The organism is Pseudarthrobacter sp. NIBRBAC000502771, assembly GCF_006517215.1.
Classification (GTDB): Bacteria; Actinomycetota; Actinomycetes; order Actinomycetales; family Micrococcaceae; genus Arthrobacter; species Arthrobacter niigatensis.
This window is the reverse complement of the sequence record NZ_CP041187.1, coordinates 3,796,969-3,816,640: the sequence shown is the minus strand read 5'-3', so window position 1 is coordinate 3,816,640 and position 19,672 is coordinate 3,796,969. Positions and strand designations below refer to the sequence as shown.

The following is a 19,672-nucleotide window of genomic DNA, read 5'->3' as shown; positions in this document are numbered from 1 at the left end:
ACCCTTTGGCAGGCCCGGCGGCAGTTGTGACGGGGACAGCGGGCAGCGTGACGGTCCGGTGCCCGCCGCTGCCGCGCTGCCGCTAGTCTTAGAGGGTGACTGAGCTATCTGCAAAACCAGCCTTTTCTCTGTCCAGCACCGCCCAGAGCGGAGCGGCCAACTATCCCGGACTGGACCACTGGCGGGACCTCCCCATCTCCCAGCAACCCAGCTGGCAGGACCGGGATGTGTTCGAGGCTTCCGTGAAGGAATTGTCGATCCTTCCGCCCCTGGTGTTTGCAGGTGAAGTGGATGTCCTGCGCGAGCGGCTGGCCGCCGCCGCCCAGGGCAAGGCGTTCCTGCTGCAGGGCGGCGACTGCGCGGAGACCTTCGATGCCGCTACGGCGGACAAGATCAGCGCCCGCGTCAAGACCATCCTCCAGATGGCAGTGGTGCTCACCTACGGCGCCGCGATGCCGGTCATCAAGATGGGCCGGATGGCCGGCCAGTTCGCCAAGCCGCGTTCATCCAATGACGAGACCCGCAACGGAGTGACCCTGCCGGCGTACCGCGGGGACATTGTGAACGGCTATGAGTTCACTCCCGAGTCCCGCGGCCATGACGCCTCCCGGATGCTCCGGGCCTACCACACCTCCGCTTCCACGCTGAACCTGATCAGGGCCTTCACCCAGGGCGGCTTCGCGGACCTGCGCTCGGTTCACCAGTGGAACAAGGGTTTCACCGAAAACCCGGCGCATGCCCGTTACGAATCCCTGGCCCGGGACATTGACCGTGCCATCAAGTTCATGGCCTCCTGCGGTGCGGACTTCGAAGCCCTCAAGCGCGTGGAGTTTTTCGCAAGCCATGAAGCCCTGCTGCTGGACTACGAGCGGGCACTGACCCGCATCGATTCCCGCACCGGCTTCCCCTACGACACCTCCGCCCACTTCCTGTGGATCGGGGAGCGGACCCGCGGGCTCGAGGACGCCCACGTCGACTTCCTCTCCCGCGTCCGCAACCCGATCGGTGTGAAGCTGGGGCCCTCCACCACCGGGGACGACGCCCTGCGCCTCATCGACAAACTGGACCCGGAACGCGAACCCGGCCGCCTGACCTTCATCACGCGCATGGGCGCGGGCAACATCCGCGGGAAGCTGCCCGCCGTCGTCGAGAAAGTCACCGCCTCCGGGGCACAGGTCCTGTGGGTCACCGACCCCATGCACGGCAACACGGTCACCTCGCCCAACGGCTACAAGACGCGCAACTTCGACGACGTCATCGACGAGGTGCGAGGCTTCTTCGAAGTGCACCACGGACTGGGCACGGTACCGGGGGGCCTGCATGTGGAGATGACGGGAGACGACGTGGCAGAGTGCCTGGGCGGCGCCGACCCGATCGACCAGGATGCTTTCCTGGACCGTTACGAATCTGTCTGCGATCCACGTTTGAACCACATGCAGTCACTCGAGATGGCCTTCCTGGTGGCCGGCGCCCTGGCCAAGCACTAGGGACGGAGCCCGCGCGTCCCGGTGGGCCGGCATGGCCGGCCCACCGGACTACACCACGGTGATGGTGACCACGGAGCCCTCCGGGACTTCCCGGTTCGCCGGCGACTGGTCCCGGACTGTGCCGAAGAAGCCGCCCAGGATATTGTTCCGGCGGACTTCGAATCCCAGCTTCTTCAGGGCCTGTTCCGCCTCGGCGGCCTGCTTGCCGATAAAGCTGGGGACCGCCACCATTTTGGGACCCTTGGAAATGCTCAGGGTAACGGTTCCGCCCCGGGTGAGCGTCCCGTCAGCCGGGGTTTGGCTGACGACGGCGCCCTCCGGAACATTCCGGTCGAACACCCGGTCCGGTGCCACCTTTGCCGTTAGGCCTGCTGCCTCAATGGCCGCAACGGCATCGTCCCCCTTCTTTCCCACTACCGACGGCACCGGAAGTGGCTGCGGACCTTTGGAAACGGTGATCCCCACCGGTGTCCCGTGGCGGGCGGGAGTGCCGGCGGCTGGATCCTGGGACAGGACGCTTCCGGCCGCTGCCTGGTCGTCGAACTTTTCCGTGACCGTCCCCAGCGCCATCCCCGCCCCGTTGAGGGCCATCTTCGCGTCGTCCAGGTTCCCGTGGGTGAGGTCCGGCAGGGGGAAAAGCTGCGGACCCTTGGACACCAGCAGGGAGACCGGCTGGAACTTCCGTATTTCCGTTCCCGCCGCCGGCTCGCTGCCCACCACGAGTCCCGTGGGCACGTCGTCGTCGAAGACGTCGCTCGTGGTGGAGTGGAAGCCCACCGTGTCCAGGAGCTGCTGGGCCTGGGCCACGGTCTTGTTGGCCACCGCGGGAACCGCGGCGGCTGCACCGGGACCCATGCCGAAAAACCATCCCGCGCCCGTTGCCAGGAGGGCCGCGAGGAAAAGGATCACGACCCACACAAGGCCGCGCCGGCGCGGATTTCCCTCCCGCAGCGTTCGCACCGGTGTGGCGGCCGCTGCGGCGCGGAGTTTCTCGCTTTCCCGGTCCACTTTCCGTTGTGCCCGCTTGCCCAGCCGCGGCGGCGGGGGAGACCAGCCGCTGCCGGCCTCGTCGTCGTCGGGCAGCGTAAGTCCCGGACGCTGGTGGTAGGCCACCTGCTCCGTCGGGTTGGCCTCCGCCTGCCGGTACTGCCGCGGCGGGTAGGCGGGTGCAGCCGGCCGGGAGGGGGCATCAGGGTTGTCGGGTTGCCGGCGCGGCCAAGGACCTCGGTCTGGTGCATACCGGCAGCCGCCGCGGCTGCCGGGGGCTGCAGGTCCAGTTCCGCGTCGGTGAGGTTGGTGCGAATGTGGCGCAGTTCCTGGAGCAGCGCATTGCCGTCCACGGGCCGGTTCTCCGGATCGTTGGCGGTGCACCACTGCACCAGTTCGTCCACCTCGCCGGCCAACCGCGGGACCAGGTCCGACGGCGGTCCCACCACGTCGTTGACGTGCTGGTACGCCACCTGGATGGGTACTTCACCCTCGAAGGGCTGCCGCCCGGTCAACATTTCGTACAGCATGATGCCTACGGCATAGACATCACTGCGGGCATCCGCCGGCTTGCCCAGGACCAGTTCAGGCGAGATGTACGCCACTGTTCCAATCAAGGCGCCGGTGCTGGTTGAGCTGGTGACGGCACGGGCCAGGCCAAAGTCACCGATCTTGATCCGGCCGTCGTCGGCGATCAGGACGTTTTCCGGTTTAACGTCGCGGTGGATGAAGCCGGCCGCGTGGGCGGCGGCCAGGCCCTCCACCACCGGATCGATCAGGGCCAGCGCCAGGCGGGGTGTCAGGGCGCCCCTCTCCCTGAGGAGGTCCCTGAGGGTATGGCCTTTGATGTATTCCATGACCAGGTAGGCGGTATTGCCGTCGTTGCCCTGGTCGAGGACTCCCACCACGTGCGGGTGGGACAGCCGGGCAGCAGCTTTGGCTTCACGGCCCAGCCTGCCCAAAAAGTTTTCGTCGGCAGCGAGGTGGGGATGGAGCACCTTCAGCGCCACCTCACGGTCCAGCCTTTGGTCCACCGCCAGGTAGACGGTGGACATCCCGCCACGGGCAAGCCTGGAAGTGACTGCATAGCGGTTGTCCACCAGCGTCCCTACAACTGGGTCTGACACGTGTTCCTGCACCTTACGATCCTAGTCCCGCAGCAAAACGCGTCCGAAATGAAAGCGGGTCCGAACCGGTAACGGTTCGGACCCGCAGACTTGCAGCTGTCAGTGGCCGAAGCTCAACTGAAGTTCTTCTGGTGTGCCTTGATGGCCGCGAGGTACGCCTTGGTGTCGTCGTACATGCCGTACTTGCTTACGGAGTATTGGCCCTGGTAGTAACCAGCAATGGCGGTGTCCTGGTCTTTGCTGGTGGCCAGCAGCTGCCGGATGATGGCCACGCCGGCTGTGGCATTGTCATACGGGTCCAGAAGGTTCAGCTTCCGTCCCACCAGGTCTGAGGCCCACTGTCCGGAGCTGGGAATGACCTGCATGGTGCCGATCGCATTGGCCGGCGAGACGGACCGCTGGTTGAAACCGGATTCCTGGTATGCGAAAGCCAGGGCCAGCGAGGGATCCACACCCATGCGGCGTGCAGTGTCGGCAACGATGTTCTTCATTTCATCCCGGGAAGGAACGGGAGAAGCGTTCAGGAGTGCCTTGTTTTCGTTGGCTGAGCTGACAACAGCGGCCGGGTAGCTGAATCCCAGGAAGGAGCTTGGCACCAGGGGTGCGGCAGCCGGCTGGGGTGCTGCCGCGGGCTGTGCAGCCGGCTGGCTGGCACCCCCGGGAATGACCAGCTTGCTGCCCGGGTAGATGACGGTGGTCATTCCCAGCTTGTTGGCTGCGAGGAGGTCCGACAGTTTGACGCCGTGCCGGGACGCAATGGCGGAGAGTGTATCGCCCGCCTTGATGGTGTAGGACCCTGTTGCCGGAGCGGAGGTGTTTGCCAGCGCAGGTGCCGGCGCGGCCGGGGCTGCCGGTGCCGGGGCTGCGGGGGCAGGAGCGGCGTCGCCGCCGCCCACCTTGACCTTCTGTCCCGGATAGATGATGGAGCGCATGGACAGGTTGTTCCAGGCAAAGACGTCCGAAAGGGACACGTTGTGCTTTGCGGCGATGGCCCCCAGGGTATCCCCGGCCTTAACCGTGTAGGTTGCCCCGCCCGCGGGTGCCGGCGCTGCAGGGGCCGCGGCCGGTGCGGGAGCGGGAGCGGCAGGCTCCGCCGAGCCGGACAGCTTAAGCTTCTGGCCCGGGTAAATGATGGTGTTGGCCTGCAGGTTGTTCAGCTTCAGGATGTCCCCGGTAGCCAGCCCGAAACGGCCGGCGATCCCGCTGACGGTATCCCCGCGGACGATCGTGTACTCCGCGGGTGCTGCCGGCTGCGCGGGCTGGAACGCTGCGGGAATGGTGGTGGAGACAACGGCGGCAGGAATGATGGCACCGGCCGCTTTCGCTTCGGCCTGGGCCTGCATTGCTGCCGCGAGGCTGCTGGGAATGTTCCCCACGGGCTGCTGGGCCGTGGCCGGCTCGGCGAGGGCCAATGATGACAGGACGACCGCTGGCAGCGCCGCTGTGGTAGCGGCAATCATGGGCAGACTCGGCTTGGGGGGCTGCTTGCGCGAGCGGGACATCGTCATCGGAAAGAATCCTCTTCTCAACTGCGGGTGCGGACGCGGACGGGGATGCCGCTGTCAATCTTGATACTACTGTGACTTAAGTTAATAGTGTTACAACTGTGATGTGTGTGAATCTCTCATGAATTTGCGGATAGCACAAGAAGTATCAGAATTCGGGTAAAGGCTTCTTTTCGGGAGTGTCCGCAGGCCAGGGGCGCATTCCATTGCCCCGACTAGGCGCCGGGGCGGCCGGCGTGGCAACCTTGATCCGTGAGTAATGTAGAAAACCTGGTGGGCCAATGGCTGCCGCTGCCCGACGTCGCCCGTTTGCTGGATGTTTCAGTCACCAAGGTGCACAGCCTGATTGACGAGCGTTCCCTGGCGGCCCTGCGCGTGGGCGAGCGGAAAATCCGGTCGGTGCCCGCGGAGTTCATCCAGGACGGCCAGGTGGTGGACAGCTTAAAGGGAACCATCGTGGTGCTGGCCGACGCCGGCTACTCGGATGAAGACCTTATCGTGTGGCTGTTCACCGAGGACGAATCCCTCCGCGGCCGTCCCATCGACGCCCTGCGGGAAGGCCGCAAGACGGAAATCCGGCGCCGGGCCCAAACCCTGGCCTGGTAACAGCCTCCTTCAGGAGGCTCGGCTGACCGTTGCCTCAGCCAGCCGCCGGAGGGCGGTTTTAGGCAAGTCTTCCAATTCAAGCCCGTCGAGAGCCTCGAAAGCTGCCGCGCCGAATTCGCTGATGAGGACTTCGGTGGCCTGCAGTGCACCGGAATCCTCGATGATCCGCCGGATTTCCAGGATGTCAGCGTCAGACAAATCGGGGCTGCCGAGGCTTGCATCAATAAAGGCCGACTCCTCCGGGGACGCCTGGTCCAGGGCCAGTGCCACCAGGACCGTCCGCTTCCCCTCGCGCAGGTCATCGCCCGCGGGCTTGCCGGTGGTCAACGGATCGCCGAACACACCCAGGACGTCGTCCCGCAGCTGGAATGCCTCGCCCAGCGGCAGGGCAAACGCTGAGTAGCCCCGGAGCAGATCGTTGGTGGCGCCCGCCAGGGCCCCGCCCAGGGCCAGGGGGTGTTCCGTGGAGTACTTTGCGCTCTTGAACCGGATGATCGACTGTGCCCTTCCAACGGCACCGGCCCGGTCCCGGACCGGACCAGCCACCTCCTCCAGGATGTCCAGGTACTGGCCCGCCATGACCTCGGCCCGCATGAGGTTGAAGATCAGCCGCGCCCTGCTTCCGGACGCGGCCCGCTCGCCGATGTCAGTGAACGCCTCCTCACTGAAGGACAGGCAAAGGTCGCCCGCGAGGATGGCAGCCGCCTGGCCAAACCGTTCGCTGTCCAAGGCCCAGCCCTGCGAGGTGTGCAGCTGGCTGAAACGGCGGTGCACGCTGGGGCCGCCCCGCCGGGTGTCTGAACGGTCGATAATGTCGTCGTGGATCAGGGCGGCCGCCTGGAACAGCTCCAGCGCTGCGCCGGCCGTCACCACCTGCCCCGCACCCGCCTCGCCGCCGGCGCCCCGCCAGCCCCAGTAGCACATGAGGGCGCGGAGGCGCTTCCCGCCGGTCACCAGGTTGGAGATCGAGCCCATGATGGGTTCGATGTCGGGGGAGATGCCGGACATCACGGATTGCCGTGCCGTCAGGAAGCCGGTGAGTTCACCGGCCACCCCCGCCACAAAGTCGGCCTGTTCGTTCCTCAGCTGCTCGGCGGCCGTCACTTGGCTGACTCAGCTGCCACGTTGGCACCGATGGTGAAGGTAGACACGCCCGCGGCTTCAACCACGGAGAGGTTGACAGTCTCGTTGTCACCGCGGACGAAATCCTTGGAGGCCACGCCGCCCACCTTGTCTCCGGGGACGGCCTTGAAGCCCTGGTCTTCCAGAGCCTTGGTGTAGAAGTCGATAACGGCTGCGGTGGGAGCCGTCACAGTGCCCACAAGTGCCGCCGTTGCTGGAGTGGAAGCCTTGTCAAAGCTGCTGGATACCACCGTCGCCCCCGTCATGAGCGGGAGCAGCTGCTGCGGGAAGCCCGCCACCACGGCGCCCACGGTGGCGGACGTATTGGGCGACGCCGAGGGACTGGGTGAAGCTGTAAGGGCGGATTGGGAGGCGGAGACGGACGGGGACGGCTGGGCTTGTCCGGACGGTGTCTGGCTGCATCCGGCCAGGACCAGCGCCCCAACAGCGGCAAGCGCGGCCAGGCCAGCTGGCTTCAAATATCCAATAGCCGTCACGAAGACTTTCCTCCTGGTGTTGTTGGCGGAACCAGCCTCCAGTTTAGCCAGCATGCAATGCGCTCCCGACAAACCGGTCCCGCCCTGACAAACGGATAGGATTGCAGCCGTGGGGCCAGCAGGTATGAACCAGGTATCCGCCGAGCGCCTTCAGGGCCGCCGGCGTACCTGCATCATGCACGTCGACATGGATGCCTTCTTCGTTTCGGTGGAGCTGCGGACGCGGCCCGAACTGCGTGGCAAGCCGGTGATCGTCGGCTTCCCTGGTGAGCGTTCAGTAGTCCTCTCCGGCTCCTACGAGGCCCGGGACTTCGGCGTTAAATCTGCGATGCCCATGGCTGTGGCGCTGCGGATGTGCCCTCAGGCCGTGGTGATCGAGCCGCGGCACAAGCTCTATTACGAAGTCTCCGGGCAGCTGATGGCCATCTTTGAATCCATCACCGGATTGGTCGAGCCGCTCAGCGTTGACGAGGCCTTCCTTGACGTCACAGGTGCGCTCCGCAGGCTGGGACCGCCCCGCGGCATCGGGGAGCTGATCCGACGCCGGGTGGCAGCCGAGCTCGGCATCACCGCCTCGGTGGGCATTGCGGAGACCAAGTTCGTGGCCAAGATCGCGTCCACCCGGTGCAAGCCGGACGGGTTGCTGCTCATCGGCCCTGACCAGACGGTTCCCTACCTGCACAGCCTGCCCGTGGGTGCCCTCTGGGGGGTGGGCGCCAAGACCAAGGAGGTGCTGGCGAAGATGGGAATCAGTACCGTGGCTGACGTCGCCGCAACTCCGGTGTCATCGTTGAAGAAGGTCCTCGGCGCAACGGGGGAGCACGTCCACCAGCTCGCCTGGGGCATCGATCCCCGACCGGTGACGCCGGTGCGGCTTGAAAAGAGCATCGGCGCGGAGGAGACCTTTGCCACAGATACCGACGACGATGCGCTCCTTCGACGGGAGCTGCTTCGCCTTTCCCACCGCACCGCCGGCCGCCTGCGGAGTTCCGGAATGGTGGCCCGCACTGTGGCCCTGAAACTGCGCTTCGCCGATTTCTCCACCATCACCCGCAGCCGGACGGTCCAGACCCCGGTGGACAGCGCCCAGCTGCTCTACGCCGTGGCACTCCAGCTCCTCGAGTCCGTCGGAACCAGGGCCATGGCCGTGCGGCTGGTGGGAGTCAGGGCTGAACAGCTTGAGGAAGCAGCACGGACCTCGCTTCAGCTGAGCATCGACCGCAGGGATGACAACTGGCGCGTGGCCGAGCAGGTACTCGACCAAGTGGCGCTTAAATTCGGCGACAAATCGGTCCTTCCCGCCCGTCTGATGGAGCCCGGAAACCGGCCGGACGGCAGTACCGAACGGCCCGCCTGACGGGGTCCGCCGAAGTCATTGCCGTCTTTCAGATCAGCCCTCGACAATCTATCCTTATAGATACATAGTTTCGAGTGAATGGACTTACTGCCGGACCCTCTTGGACATGCTCCCGCTCCCGCGACCGCGTGCTGGGTTCCCCTGTTGGCCAAGGCCGGCCAGGCGGGAACTTTCCAGCAATGGCAGGCGTTCTACGGAGTAGAAGTAGTGGCTGGGATCAGCCCGGACGTTGGCCTACAAAAGGAGGTCGTGATGCCGCTGTCGGAGCACGAACAGAAGCTGCTTGAGCAGCTTGAGAAGCAGCTTCACGAGGACGACCCGAAATTCGCGAACTCCATGGGTTCGGATCCCGGGCGTTCATGGTCAACCAGGCATGTGGTCATCGGCGTCCTCGCTGCGCTGGCCGGCGTGTTCCTGCTGCTGGTGGGCGTCACACTGCAGAGCATCCTTGTGGGTGTGCTGGGATTTGTGGTCATGGGCGGCGGGGTTTACTTCGCCACTATGCGCAGCTCCCGCGGCAAACCCGGATCCAAGGCGGGGGGCGGAAAGACCGGCAAGCAGCGCAGTTCTTTCATGAGCAGCCTGGAAGAGCGCTGGGATGAACGTCGCAGGGGTGAACCCTAACCCCCGGCACGGGGCTGGCCGCGTTCCGGCTCCAGGCTCCTCCATTTCGCTCCCCTGACCATGGGGATTGATGCGAAAAGACCCGCTCCGGCGGGTCTTTTCGCATTTAAGGGGCAATTTCCTGCGAATACCGCCTGCCCCTCAGTCCCGCCGCAATCCGCGGGCGCCGCTGGCGGGAAATTCCTCCACTTCCCACCACCGCCTCGAATCCGCGGCATTTCGCGGGATGATTCCCAATATTTGCCCTCGTCGGGGGCGGTTTTGCGTTGACTGTGGTGGAAAGTGGAGTAATGTGGAGGACATAAGAGGGTGGTTGCAACACAGGGGATGTGCAGTTCCTGACGGCGGACAGGCGGTGGGCCAGTGTTTCTGGGCACTCACTCGCCGCGTCTGGATGAAAAGGGACGGATCATTCTCCCCGCTAAGTTCCGCGATGAACTTGCCAGCGGCCTGGTGCTCACGAGGGGCCAGGAACGTTGCATCTACGTCTTCAGCGAGAAGGAATTTGCGCGGGTCCACGAGCAGATGCGGGAGGCTCCAATCTCCTCCAAGCAGGCACGTGACTACATCCGCGTTTTTCTCTCTGGAGCCTCGGACGAGGTACCTGACAAGCAGGGGCGCGTGACTATTCCACCGGCGCTCCGGGAGTATGCAGGACTCGGAAGGGAACTTGCCGTCATCGGCGCCGGTTCCCGCGCCGAGATCTGGGATGCCCAGGCTTGGAATGAATACCTCGCGGAGAAGGAAACAGCCTTTTCCGAAACTGACGATCCCATCCCGGGCATTCTCTGAATCCCGGAGGGAGCGGCAGGGACGTTTCTTGGATGAGATCTCCAGCCGGCCCATCGGCTGCCAACCTGGCTCACCTTCCCCGGAGCCAGGCGGGCAGGACGGTAGGCGCGGATGGGGATCTGATCCCAGGAACAGCAGGGGACAACGACGGCGGGAAAGGAAAAGGCATGACCGATCAACCCAAGCCCACGTCGGAACGCCATGTACCGGTCCTTCGCGACCGGTGCATTAATTTGTTGGCACCTGGATTCGAGGCGGCGAGACTGCGCGGCGAAACCCCCATTGCCGTCGACGCCACGCTGGGCATGGGCGGCCACTCGGAGGCCATGCTCCAGCGGTTCCCTGACCTCCACCTCATCGGCATTGACCGCGACGAGGAAGCCCTGGCACTCGCCGGGGAGCGGCTGGCACCGTTCGCAGCGCGGACTGACCTGGTCCACGCGGTGTATGACGAGATCCAGGATGTCCTGGCCGACCTCGGCGTGGCCGAGGTACATGGAATCCTCATGGATCTGGGTGTCTCCTCCCTGCAGCTTGACGAACGTGAGCGGGGATTCGCCTACTCCTTCGACGCGCCACTGGACATGCGAATGGATACCAGCCGCGGCCAAACCGCCGCGGACGTGGTCAATACCTACAGCGAAGAAGACCTGGTCCGGATCATCCGCAAATGGGGCGAGGAGAAGTTCGCCGGCCGGATCGCCAACAGGATCGTAGCGGCGCGTGCCGTGAAGGAATTCACCACCACCGGCGAACTCGTGGAACAGATCCGTTCCGTGGTGCCGGCCTCCGCTGCCAAGTCGGGTGGACATCCCGCCAAGCGGACCTTCCAGGCTTTGCGGATCGAGGTCAACGAAGAACTCGACGTCCTGGAACGCGCCGTTCCTGCCGCCGTCGAATCCCTGGCCCTGGGCGGACGCATCGTGGTCATGTCCTACCACTCGCTGGAAGACAAGATCGTCAAAGGCGTCTTCCAGTCCCGCTCCAAGTCTTCGGCTCCGCTCGGTTTTCCGGTGGAACTGGAGGAACACAAACCCGAACTCAAGACCCTGACCAAAGGCACCGAGGTGCCCACCGCCGTCGAAATCGCCGAAAACCCGCGTGCTGCCTCCGCCAGGCTTCGTGCGGCAGAACGAATCAGAGCCAGGAGAGCTGCATGAGCACCGCCGCCGTCAAGAACTTTCCCGTTGTTTCCGGTAGCTCGGCGCCCGCCACCCGGCCGGCGGGCAAACCCGGCGGGGGACAGAAGGCCCGCACACCGCTCTCGGTGGTCCGCTCGGCCCCGCGGAAGCGCCGTGCACCCTTCGTCGTGCTGTGCTTCGCCATGCTCGCAGTGGCCCTGGTGGCAGTGCTGGTCCTGAACATCTCGGTGTCCACCGCCCAGTACCAGCTGGTGGAGCTGCGCGCCAAGCAGAGCTCGCTGACAAAGACCAACCAGGACCTGACCCAGCAGGTACAGAGCTTCGAAGCTCCCCAGAACCTCGCTGCCAAGGCCACCGAGCTCGGAATGGTCGCCTCCACCGTCAAGGGCCAGATTGACCTCTCCACGCTCTCGGTAACTGGAAAAGCCACCCCCGCAGTCAAAGGGGCACCCGCGGGAGCGGTAATCCCCGCGCCGGCCGTCGCAGGGCAGCTGATCGTACCGTCCGCCAAGGACGCCGCCGCCGGCAACGCACCAGCTCCCGTTGCAGGCCGCACTTCCTCCGCCCCCGCGGCGGAAGCGGCCCAGGCGGCAGCACAGGCCCAGGCCGCTGCCCAGGCCGCAGCCGCACAGGCGGCAGCAACTCCGGCCCCTGAACTTCACGGCGGCTCGGTGCCGGCTCCCCAGCAAAAGGTCCCCGGCCAGTAGGCTGGCACGCAGGCCAGGCAGCAGCGTCGAGCAGCAAGGAAATTCACGGTGGCGAAGACGACCGGCAAAGCAGTAAAAAGCAAGGTACCCAACGCCACAAAGCGATTGCGCCTGGGACTGGGTATTATGCTCACACTCCTGCTGGTGGTGGGCGGCAAGCTCTTCCTGGTCCAGGGGTTGGATGTCGGCGGCATGGCCGAAGCTGCCCTGAACAGCCGCATGACCTCGGCCATCCTGCCCGCCGAGCGCGGCAGCATCCTGGACTCGCGGGGCACCGTCCTGGCCAACAGTGTGATCCGCTACAACATCGTGGTTGACCAGCGGGTCAACACCAAGACCGACTCCTACAAGCGGTATGAGCCGCAGGCTGACGGCCGTGACAAGCTGGTGGATGTCAGCCGGGCCCAGGCCATCTCGGAGCTGGCGGGCGCGCTGGGCATGGACACAAATGCCGTCCGCGACGCGGTCACCGGAACGCAGCCGTATTACATTGTGGCCAAGGACGTGAAGCCGGACGTCGAGGACCGTATCTCCAAGCTCCAGGTTCCAGGCATCGTCGCCGAGGGCGTCAGCAAGCGCGTATACCCCAACGGCGCCGTGGCCGGAGGAGTAGTGGGATTCCTCCAGGACGGGACCACCGGGCAGGCCGGCATTGAGCAGACGCAGGATGACAAGCTGAAGGGAACGGACGGCAAGAGACTGTTCGAGATCGGCGCCGACGGGCTCCGCATCCCGGTTGGTTTGGACGAGCTGACGCCGCCCCAGAACGGCAAGGATGTCAAACTCACCCTCAACTCCGATCTCCAGTACTTTGCCCAGCAGGCCATCCAGAGCCAGGCAGACAAACTGAGCGCTGAGTGGGGCGTCATCATCGTGATGGATGCCAAGACGGGAAACCTGCTGGCCCTGGCCGACACGAACGCCCCCGACCCCAACAACCCTGGCGCTGTGGCCGCCAAGGACCGCGGAGTCCGTTCCGTGACCGCGGCATATGAGCCAGGTTCGGTTGAGAAGATGATGACGGCAGCAGCCGTGATCGATGAGGGCCTGGCCAAGCCGCTGGATACGTTCACCATTCCACCCACCTACACGGTTGACGGCCAGACGTTCAGCGACGCGTTCACCCATGGCACGGAGGAACGGACGCTGGCCGGAATCATCGGGTACTCCATGAACACCGGGACCGTGATGGCGGGCCAGCGGCTCAGCAAGGAACAGCGCTACGACTGGTTGAAGAAGTTCGGCATTGGCGAAGCCCCGGATATCGGGCTGCCCGCCACCGCATCGGGCATCCTGACACCCTCGGACCAGTGGGACGGGCGCCAGCAGTACACCGTCCTGTTTGGGCAGGGCGTATCCCAATCCACGCTCCAGACGGTCCGCGCCTACCAAAGCATCGCCAACAACGGCGTCATGCTGCAGCCGCGGTTGATCGATTCCTACATTTCGCCGGACGGCACCGAGGAGAAAGTGCCCGCCCAGCCGTCCCGGCAGGTCGTTTCGGACAGCACGGCCCAGCAGGTCCAGGACATCCTGGAAAGTGCCGTCACCGAGGGCGAAATCAAGGATGCGGGCATCGACGGTTACCGGGTGGGGGCCAAGACCGGTACGTCCGAATCGCCCTGTGACGACGGCAAGCCCGGCTACTGCGGCTACACCGCCTCCATCGTGGGAATGGCACCAATGGATGATCCGCGGTTTATTGTGGAGGTGGTGCTCCAGCGGCCGAAGGGCAGCATTTACGGCATCACCAACGGGCCGGTGTTCCGGTCCGTGATGAGCCAGGCGCTGCGGACCTACAACGTCCAGCCTTCAACCGGCGAGCCGGCCAGGCTGCCCCAGTACGCCAAGTAGCAGCTGTTCCAGGCCGGAAGTACCAGCAGCATCCAGCGCATCACAGTGCCCGGGGAGAACCATGCCGGGCACGAACTAGCACCATCGGAGATCCCCTTGTCAGAGTTCACCACGCCCGGCAGCGACGCTGCCCGGGATGAGAAAGCAGGCCGCTTCCGCCCTGCAGCCGTAGCGCCCGTTCCGCTGGCCGCCGTCGGGCAGGCCCTCGGCGTGGCGATACCCGCTCCGGCCGCCGACATGGAGATCACCGGCATATCCCTCAACTCGCGCACCGTGGAGCCCGGGGACCTCTACGTGGCGTTGCCCGGTGCCAGCAGGCACGGGGCCGACTTTGCCACTGACGCCATCGGCGCCGGGGCTGTGGCCGTTTTGACGGACGACGCCGGAGCGCGCCTGCTCGCGCTCTCGGCGGAAACGCCGGTACCCGTGCTCGTCGTCGAGAAACCCCGCAACGTGGTGGGGCCGCTCTCGGCCATGATCTATGGGAGCCAGCCCTCAGACGGGGACCCGTTGCAGCTTTTCGGTGTCACGGGTACCAACGGCAAAACCACCACCACCTACTTCATCACCTCGCTGCTGCGCGCCCTGGGCCGGAAGACCGGGCTGATCGGCACCATCGAGATCCTGGCCGGCGGGGAGCCGATTCCAAGCCTCCTGACTACTCCGGAGTCGACCGAGGTGCACGGCCTTATTGCCCTGATGCGCGAACGTGGGCTCGACGCGGCAGCCATGGAAGTGTCCTCGCACGCCATTTCATACCAGCGCGTGGATGGGCTCCTCTTCGACGTCGCGGGGTTCACCAACCTCACCCAGGACCACCTGGACCTTCACAACACCATGGAGGAGTACTTCGCCACCAAGGCAGAGCTTTTCACGCCGGGCCGTGCCCGGCGGGCAGTTGTAACGGTCGACGACGAGTGGGGCCGGCGGCTGGCCGGCACCGCCCAGGTGCCGGTCACCACGCTCAGCACCACGGGATCGGGCCCGGCGGACTGGACCGTCACTGCTGCTTCGCCACGGGGCCTGGGGACCGGGTTCACGCTCAGGGGACCCGGCGGCGCCATTCTCGAGGTCCACACCGGGCTGCCCGGCAGCTTCAATGTCGCCAATGCCGCCCTGGCCGTCCTCATGGTCCTGGCCTCCGGCGTCGATACTGCTGCCCTGCAGGCTGCGCTGGACACCGCGGACCCCTTCACGGTAGCGGTGCCCGGACGGATGCAGCTGGTCTCCGACCGGCCGGCCGCCGTAGTGGATTTCGCCCACAACACCGATGCCCTGGCGCGCGCGCTGGAAGCGGTCCGCTCACCGGAACCGGATTCGCGCCTGATCGTTGTCTTCGGTGCCACAGGGCAGCGGGACCAGGGCAAACGGCCGGCCATGGGAGCCATCGCCGCCCGCCTCGCCGACACCGTGATCATCACCGATGACGACCCCCATGACGAGGATGCTGCGGCGATCCGCGCCGATGTCATGGCAGGCGCCCGTGCAGCCCTCGACAACGAGTCCCTTGGCTCCGAGCTGCAGGAGGTCTTCCCGCGGGCGGAGGCCATCCGGCACGCTGTAGCCCTTGCACGTCCACAGGACACCATTCTTGTGGCGGGCCGCGGCCACGAAGTATGGCAGGAAGTGAAGGGCGTGAATATCGCCCTGGACGACAGGGTGGAGCTGCGGACCGCCTTGACAGGCAGGGGATTCAACGTTCTCCACGACGACCGGATAGAGTCCTAGACCGAGATGATTGCATTTACTGCGGCGGAAATCGCCGAAATCACCAGCGGGCGCCTGGACGCCGATCCCGGAATTACGCCCCTCTCGGTGGTGACGGATTCACGCGAAGCCACCCAGGGTTCGCTGTACGTCGCGAAGCCGGGCGAGCATGCCGATGGCCACGATTTCATTGACGCGGCCTTCGCTGCCGGTGCGGTCCTGGCCCTGGTCGAGCGTCCCGTGGCCGGCCCCGACGGTACTGCCCGCCCGTCAATCGTGGTGGCCGACGCCGTCCTGGCCATGGGGGCCCTCGCCGCCGAAGCAGTCCGCCGCATCCGCGCCGCCCGTGCTGAAGCCGGCAGCCAGCTGACGGTCGTCGGCATTACCGGTTCGGCCGGCAAGACCACCACCAAGGACCTGCTTGCCGGCATCCTGGCGACGCAGGGCAACACCGTGGCACCCAAAGGTTCCTACAACGGCGAGGTGGGCGTCCCGCTCACGGTCTTCCGGGCAGGCAACGACACCCGCTACCTGGTTATCGAGATGGGGGCCACCGGCATCGGCCACATCCGCTACCTCGCAGAGATGGTCAAACCGGACATCGGCGTCGTCCTCGCAGTGGGTACCGCCCACGCCGGCGAGTTCGGCGGCGTGGAAAACATCGCACTGGCCAAGGGGGAAATGGTGGAGGGCCTCACGGCCGGGGGGACCGCCATCATCAACCTTGACGACGAACGCGTCGCAGCCATGCGCAGCCGCACCCATGCCACGGTCCTCGGCTTTTCCGCGGAAGGCCGCCCGGACGCACAGGTGCAGGCGCTGAACGCCGACACCAACACCGGAGGCGGCCCCGAATTCGACCTCCTGCTGCCCGACGGGGCCGCGCCCCGGCACGTCAGCAGCAGGCTCATTGGAGCGCACCACACGGGTAACCTGCTGGCAGCCGCAGCGGCCGCCTGGGCTGCGGGCGTCCCGGGAGACCACATCGCCCAGTCCCTGGGCAACCAAGCTGCCGCCAGCCGTTGGCGCATGGAACGCACGGAGCGGCCGGACGGCGTCACCATCATTAACGATGCCTACAACGCCAACCCGGAATCAATGCGCGCCGCCCTGCGCACCCTCGCCGATCTTGGCCGGGGACGCCGAACCTGGGCCGTGCTCGGTGCCATGCTGGAACTGGGCAACGACTCCATCCGCGAGCACACCGCCGTGGGAACCCAGGTAGTGCGGCTCAACATCTCGCGGCTGCTGGTGGTGGGCCGGGAAGCGCGGGCCCTCTACGTCTCCGCAGTGCAGGAGGGATCCTGGGGCGACGAATGCCTCTTCGCGGAAACGCTCGATGAGGCCTACGACGTCCTTGACGCGGAACTCCAGCCAGGTGACCTGGTGCTGTTCAAGTCCTCCAACAGCGTGGGACTTCGCCACTTGGGCGATCGGATAGCATTACCCCCAGCCCCGACCCCTGCCGACGAAAGGAGCACTCTGCTGTGATTGCTCTGCTGATCGGCGCAGGCCTTGCCCTCCTCTTTGCCCTGGTGGGCACCCCGCTGTTCATCCGCTTGCTGGTGCGCCGCGGCTACGGCCAGTTCATCCGTGACGACGGCCCCACATCGCACCACACCAAGCGCGGAACGCCCACCATGGGCGGCACCGTGGTGGTGGCTGCGGTCCTGCTGAGCTATGGGCTCACCCACCTCATCATGCTGATGATGAACCCTGATTCCCCCGGTCCCTCGGCCTCGGCCCTCATCCTGCTGTTCCTCATGGTGGGCATGGGCCTGGTGGGCTTCCTGGATGATTTCATCAAGATTTCCCGGCAGCGGAGCCTTGGCCTGAACGCCAAGGCAAAGCTCATCCTGCAGGCAGCCGTCGGCATCATCTTCGCCATCCTCGCTTTGAACTTCCCCAACAACGCCGGGCTGACCCCTGCGTCAACAAAGATCTCGCTGGTCCGGGACGTGCCCTGGCTCGACCTTGCCTTTGGCGGCACCGTCCTGGGCGCGGTGCTGTTCGTGATCTGGTCCAACCTGATCGTCACCGCCGCCACCAACGGCGTCAACCTCACCGACGGACTGGACGGCCTCGCCGCCGGAGCTTCCATCATGGTGTTCGGCGCCTACACCCTCATGGGCATCTGGCAGAGCAACCAGGCCTGCGGTTCCCCCCGGGAAGCCGGCAGCGGCTGCTACCTGGTCAGGGACCCCCTGGACCTGGCCCTCCTGGCCGCCATCCTCAGCGCCGCGCTGGTGGGCTTCCTGTGGTGGAACACGTCACCGGCAAAAATCTTCATGGGCGACACCGGATCGCTGGCCATCGGCGGGGCCGTGGCCGGATTTGCCATCTTGTCCCGCACCGAACTGCTGCTTGGCATCGTGGGTGGCCTCTTCGTGCTGATCACGCTGTCCGTCATCATCCAGGTGGGCTACTTCAAGGCAACCGGCGGGAAACGCGTGTTCAAGATGGCGCCTCTGCAGCACCACTTTGAGCTGAAGGGCTGGGCCGAAGTGACCGTCGTGGTCAGGTTCTGGATTCTGGGCGGACTTTTCGTCGCTGCGGGCCTGGGCATTTTCTACGCTGAATGGGTTGTACTGCTGTGACTGTTTCCCCGCGCTTGGCAAACCTCGTTTCCTGGGACTCTGACTGGGCCGGCCTGCGCGTCGCCGTGACGGGTATCGGCGTGTCCGGATTTGCCGCCGCGGATACCCTAATCGAGCTCGGTGCCCGCGTGGTGGTGGTGGATGCCGCCACCAGCGACACAGCCCGCGCACACGCCGACACCCTGAAGATCGTGGGTGCCGCCGATGTCCTGCTGGGTCCGGACGCGGTGGCCCACCTGCCGAGGATCGATGGCGAACTTCCGGAACTGATCGTGACCTCGCCGGGCTGGCGGCCGGACCAGGCGCTGCTTGCCGCAGCGGCACGGGCGCACATCCCGGTCTGGGGCGACGTCGAACTTGCCTGGCGGGTAAGGGTCAGGGAAGGCCGGAAGACGGCGGACTGGCTGGCCATCACCGGCACCAACGGCAAGACCACCACTGTGGGCCTCACAGAATCGATGCTGCGGGCCGCGGGCCTGAAGGCCATCGCCGTCGGCAACGTGGGCACCCCCATCCTCGATGCCCTTCGTGACCCTGTGGAGTACGACGTCTTCGCCGTCGAACTTTCCAGCTTCCAGCTGCACTGGGCTGAATCGGTCTCGCCGGTGGCCAGCGTGTGCCTCAACGTGGCCGAAGACCACGTCGACTGGCACGGCTCCTACGATTCCTACCTGGCCGACAAGGCAAAGGTCTACGAGCGCACCCAGAAAGCCTGCATCTACAACGCCGAGCAGGTGGAAACCGAGCGCATGGTGGAAAACGCCGACGTGGTGGAAGGCTGCCGCGCCGTTGCCTTCACCACCCTGACGCCCGCCATCAGCATGCTCGGTGTCGTCGAGGGGCTGCTGGTGGACCGGGCCTTTATCGAAGAACGCCGGGACAGCGCAGCGGAGCTTGCCTCGATGGCCGACCTCGGCCCGCTGGCCCCCCGACACATGGTGGCCAACGCCCTTGCAGCTGCCGGCCTGGTGCGCGCGTACGGCGTGGACGCCAAGGCCGTCCGCCAGGGCATCCTCGACTACGTGCCCGGCGACCACCGCATCCAGCCCGTCGCCCGGATGAACGGTGTCCTGTGGGTCAACGATTCCAAAGCGACCAACCCCCATGCCGCGTCGGCGTCCCTGTCGGCCTTCAGCAAGGTGGTCTGGATCGCCGGCGGCCTGTCGAAGGGCGTGAGCTACGACGACCTGGTCCGTGACCACGCAGCACGGCTCAAGGCGGTTGTCCTGATCGGCACCGACACCTCGCACCTTCGGGAAGCCCTGCAGCGACACGCGCCAGATGTCCCGGTGATCGAACCGGGGGCAGGTGACACTGAAGGAGTGGAGACTGCTTCGGCGCCCGGTGGCACCCCTGCCGGTACCCCCGGCAACGGCGAACAGGTAATGGCCTGGGCTGTTGCTTCAGCGGCCCGGCTCGCCGAATCCGGCGACACCGTGCTCATGGCTCCGGCAGCTGCTTCCATGGATCAGTTCTCTTCCTACGCTCACCGTGGTGGTACTTTCATCGATGCTGTCCGCGAGCTGGTGGAAGGGCAGGCCCAGACCGGCGAGGAGTAACA

15 protein-coding genes and 1 pseudogene are annotated in these 19,672 nt (G+C 65.7%); 12 read left to right on the top strand and 4 right to left on the bottom strand.

The window, feature by feature from the left end; all coding sequences use genetic code 11:
- Nucleotides 1–95: 95 nt before the first annotated feature.
- Complete coding sequence (locus tag NIBR502771_RS17765) at nucleotides 96–1,487, top strand: class II 3-deoxy-7-phosphoheptulonate synthase (protein ID WP_141160864.1); 1,392 nt, start codon at nucleotides 96–98, stop codon at nucleotides 1,485–1,487.
- A 48-nt stretch (nucleotides 1,488–1,535) separates the two neighbouring features.
- On the opposite strand, the pseudogene pknB reads toward NIBR502771_RS17765, so the two are convergent.
- Nucleotides 1,536–3,613: pseudogene (gene pknB, locus NIBR502771_RS17760) on the bottom strand (Stk1 family PASTA domain-containing Ser/Thr kinase).
- A gap of 101 nt (nucleotides 3,614–3,714) precedes the next feature.
- A complete protein-coding gene (locus tag NIBR502771_RS17755) occupies nucleotides 3,715–5,109 on the bottom strand; it encodes a lytic transglycosylase domain-containing protein (protein ID WP_141160863.1) in 1,395 nt (464 codons plus the stop codon).
- Nucleotides 5,110–5,358: 249 nt separating this feature from the next.
- Between NIBR502771_RS17755 and NIBR502771_RS17750 the strand changes: the two genes are divergently transcribed.
- Nucleotides 5,359–5,712, top strand: coding sequence for an Rv2175c family DNA-binding protein (locus NIBR502771_RS17750; RefSeq protein WP_168223113.1), 354 nt, complete (start codon nucleotides 5,359–5,361; stop codon nucleotides 5,710–5,712).
- Between the two features lie 9 nt (nucleotides 5,713–5,721).
- Here the strand turns inward: NIBR502771_RS17750 and NIBR502771_RS17745 are convergent, their stop codons facing one another.
- Together NIBR502771_RS17745 and NIBR502771_RS17740 are read right to left on the bottom strand one after the other, a co-directional pair.
- Nucleotides 5,722–6,816 carry a polyprenyl synthetase family protein gene (locus NIBR502771_RS17745; protein ID WP_141160862.1) on the bottom strand — a complete coding sequence of 365 codons (1,095 nt, stop codon included), beginning with the start codon at nucleotides 6,814–6,816 and terminating at the stop codon, nucleotides 5,722–5,724.
- On the bottom strand, nucleotides 6,813–7,331 hold the full coding sequence (locus NIBR502771_RS17740) for a hypothetical protein (RefSeq protein WP_141160861.1): 519 nt from the start codon (nucleotides 7,329–7,331) through the stop codon (nucleotides 6,813–6,815). The genes NIBR502771_RS17745 and NIBR502771_RS17740 overlap by 4 nt, the downstream gene beginning before the upstream one ends.
- A gap of 124 nt (nucleotides 7,332–7,455) precedes the next feature.
- On the opposite strand from NIBR502771_RS17740, the gene dinB reads away from it, so the two are divergent.
- The 10 genes from dinB (at nucleotide 7,456) to murD (ending at nucleotide 19,670) form a co-directional block, all read left to right on the top strand.
- Nucleotides 7,456–8,688 (top strand): DNA polymerase IV, encoded by a 1,233-nt coding sequence (dinB, locus tag NIBR502771_RS17735; RefSeq protein ID WP_141161616.1) that lies wholly within the window; start codon nucleotides 7,456–7,458, stop codon nucleotides 8,686–8,688.
- A 252-nt stretch (nucleotides 8,689–8,940) separates the two neighbouring features.
- On the top strand, nucleotides 8,941–9,312 hold the full coding sequence (locus tag NIBR502771_RS17730) for a DUF3040 domain-containing protein (RefSeq protein ID WP_141160860.1): 372 nt from the start codon (nucleotides 8,941–8,943) through the stop codon (nucleotides 9,310–9,312).
- A gap of 363 nt (nucleotides 9,313–9,675) precedes the next feature.
- The gene (gene mraZ, locus NIBR502771_RS17725) at nucleotides 9,676–10,104 is read left to right on the top strand and encodes a division/cell wall cluster transcriptional repressor MraZ (protein WP_141160859.1); all 429 of its coding nucleotides are present in this window, start codon (nucleotides 9,676–9,678) and stop codon (nucleotides 10,102–10,104) included.
- 167 nt (nucleotides 10,105–10,271) lie between these two features.
- Nucleotides 10,272–11,264 carry a 16S rRNA (cytosine(1402)-N(4))-methyltransferase RsmH gene (rsmH, locus tag NIBR502771_RS17720; RefSeq protein ID WP_141160858.1) on the top strand — a complete coding sequence of 331 codons (993 nt, stop codon included), beginning with the start codon at nucleotides 10,272–10,274 and terminating at the stop codon, nucleotides 11,262–11,264.
- Nucleotides 11,261–11,953, top strand: coding sequence for a hypothetical protein (locus NIBR502771_RS17715; protein WP_141160857.1), 693 nt, complete (start codon nucleotides 11,261–11,263; stop codon nucleotides 11,951–11,953). Before rsmH ends, NIBR502771_RS17715 begins: the two co-directional genes overlap by 4 nt.
- Nucleotides 11,954–12,001: 48 nt before the next feature.
- Complete coding sequence (locus NIBR502771_RS17710; RefSeq protein ID WP_141160856.1) at nucleotides 12,002–13,807, top strand: penicillin-binding protein 2; 1,806 nt, start codon at nucleotides 12,002–12,004, stop codon at nucleotides 13,805–13,807.
- A 96-nt stretch (nucleotides 13,808–13,903) separates the two neighbouring features.
- Nucleotides 13,904–15,535, top strand: coding sequence for a UDP-N-acetylmuramoyl-L-alanyl-D-glutamate--2,6-diaminopimelate ligase (locus NIBR502771_RS17705; protein WP_141160855.1), 1,632 nt, complete (start codon nucleotides 13,904–13,906; stop codon nucleotides 15,533–15,535).
- Nucleotides 15,536–15,541: 6 nt separating this feature from the next.
- Nucleotides 15,542–17,005, top strand: a complete 1,464-nt coding sequence (gene murF / locus NIBR502771_RS17700; protein WP_141160854.1) for a UDP-N-acetylmuramoyl-tripeptide--D-alanyl-D-alanine ligase — start codon at nucleotides 15,542–15,544, stop codon at nucleotides 17,003–17,005.
- A complete protein-coding gene (gene mraY / locus NIBR502771_RS17695) occupies nucleotides 17,002–18,111 on the top strand; it encodes a phospho-N-acetylmuramoyl-pentapeptide-transferase (RefSeq protein ID WP_141160853.1) in 1,110 nt (369 codons plus the stop codon). Before murF ends, mraY begins: the two co-directional genes overlap by 4 nt.
- Nucleotides 18,093–19,670 (top strand): UDP-N-acetylmuramoyl-L-alanine--D-glutamate ligase, encoded by a 1,578-nt coding sequence (gene murD / locus NIBR502771_RS17690; RefSeq protein WP_210411249.1) that lies wholly within the window; start codon nucleotides 18,093–18,095, stop codon nucleotides 19,668–19,670. The genes mraY and murD overlap by 19 nt, the downstream gene beginning before the upstream one ends.
- The last annotated feature ends 2 nt before the right edge of the window (nucleotides 19,671–19,672 follow it).

Coding starts and splice junctions, on each gene's coding strand:
- dinB (WP_141161616.1), top strand. CDS start 7,456: ATGAACCAGGTATCCGCCGAGCGCCTTCAGGGCCGCCGGCGTACCTGC.
- NIBR502771_RS17715 (WP_141160857.1), top strand. CDS start 11,261: ATGAGCACCGCCGCCGTCAAGAACTTTCCCGTTGTTTCCGGTAGCTCG.
- NIBR502771_RS17730 (WP_141160860.1), top strand. CDS start 8,941: ATGCCGCTGTCGGAGCACGAACAGAAGCTGCTTGAGCAGCTTGAGAAG.
- rsmH (WP_141160858.1), top strand. CDS start 10,272: ATGACCGATCAACCCAAGCCCACGTCGGAACGCCATGTACCGGTCCTT.
- murD (WP_210411249.1), top strand. CDS start 18,093: ATGGGTTGTACTGCTGTGACTGTTTCCCCGCGCTTGGCAAACCTCGTT.
- NIBR502771_RS17755 (WP_141160863.1), bottom strand. CDS start 5,109: ATGACGATGTCCCGCTCGCGCAAGCAGCCCCCCAAGCCGAGTCTGCCC.
- murF (WP_141160854.1), top strand. CDS start 15,542: ATGATTGCATTTACTGCGGCGGAAATCGCCGAAATCACCAGCGGGCGC.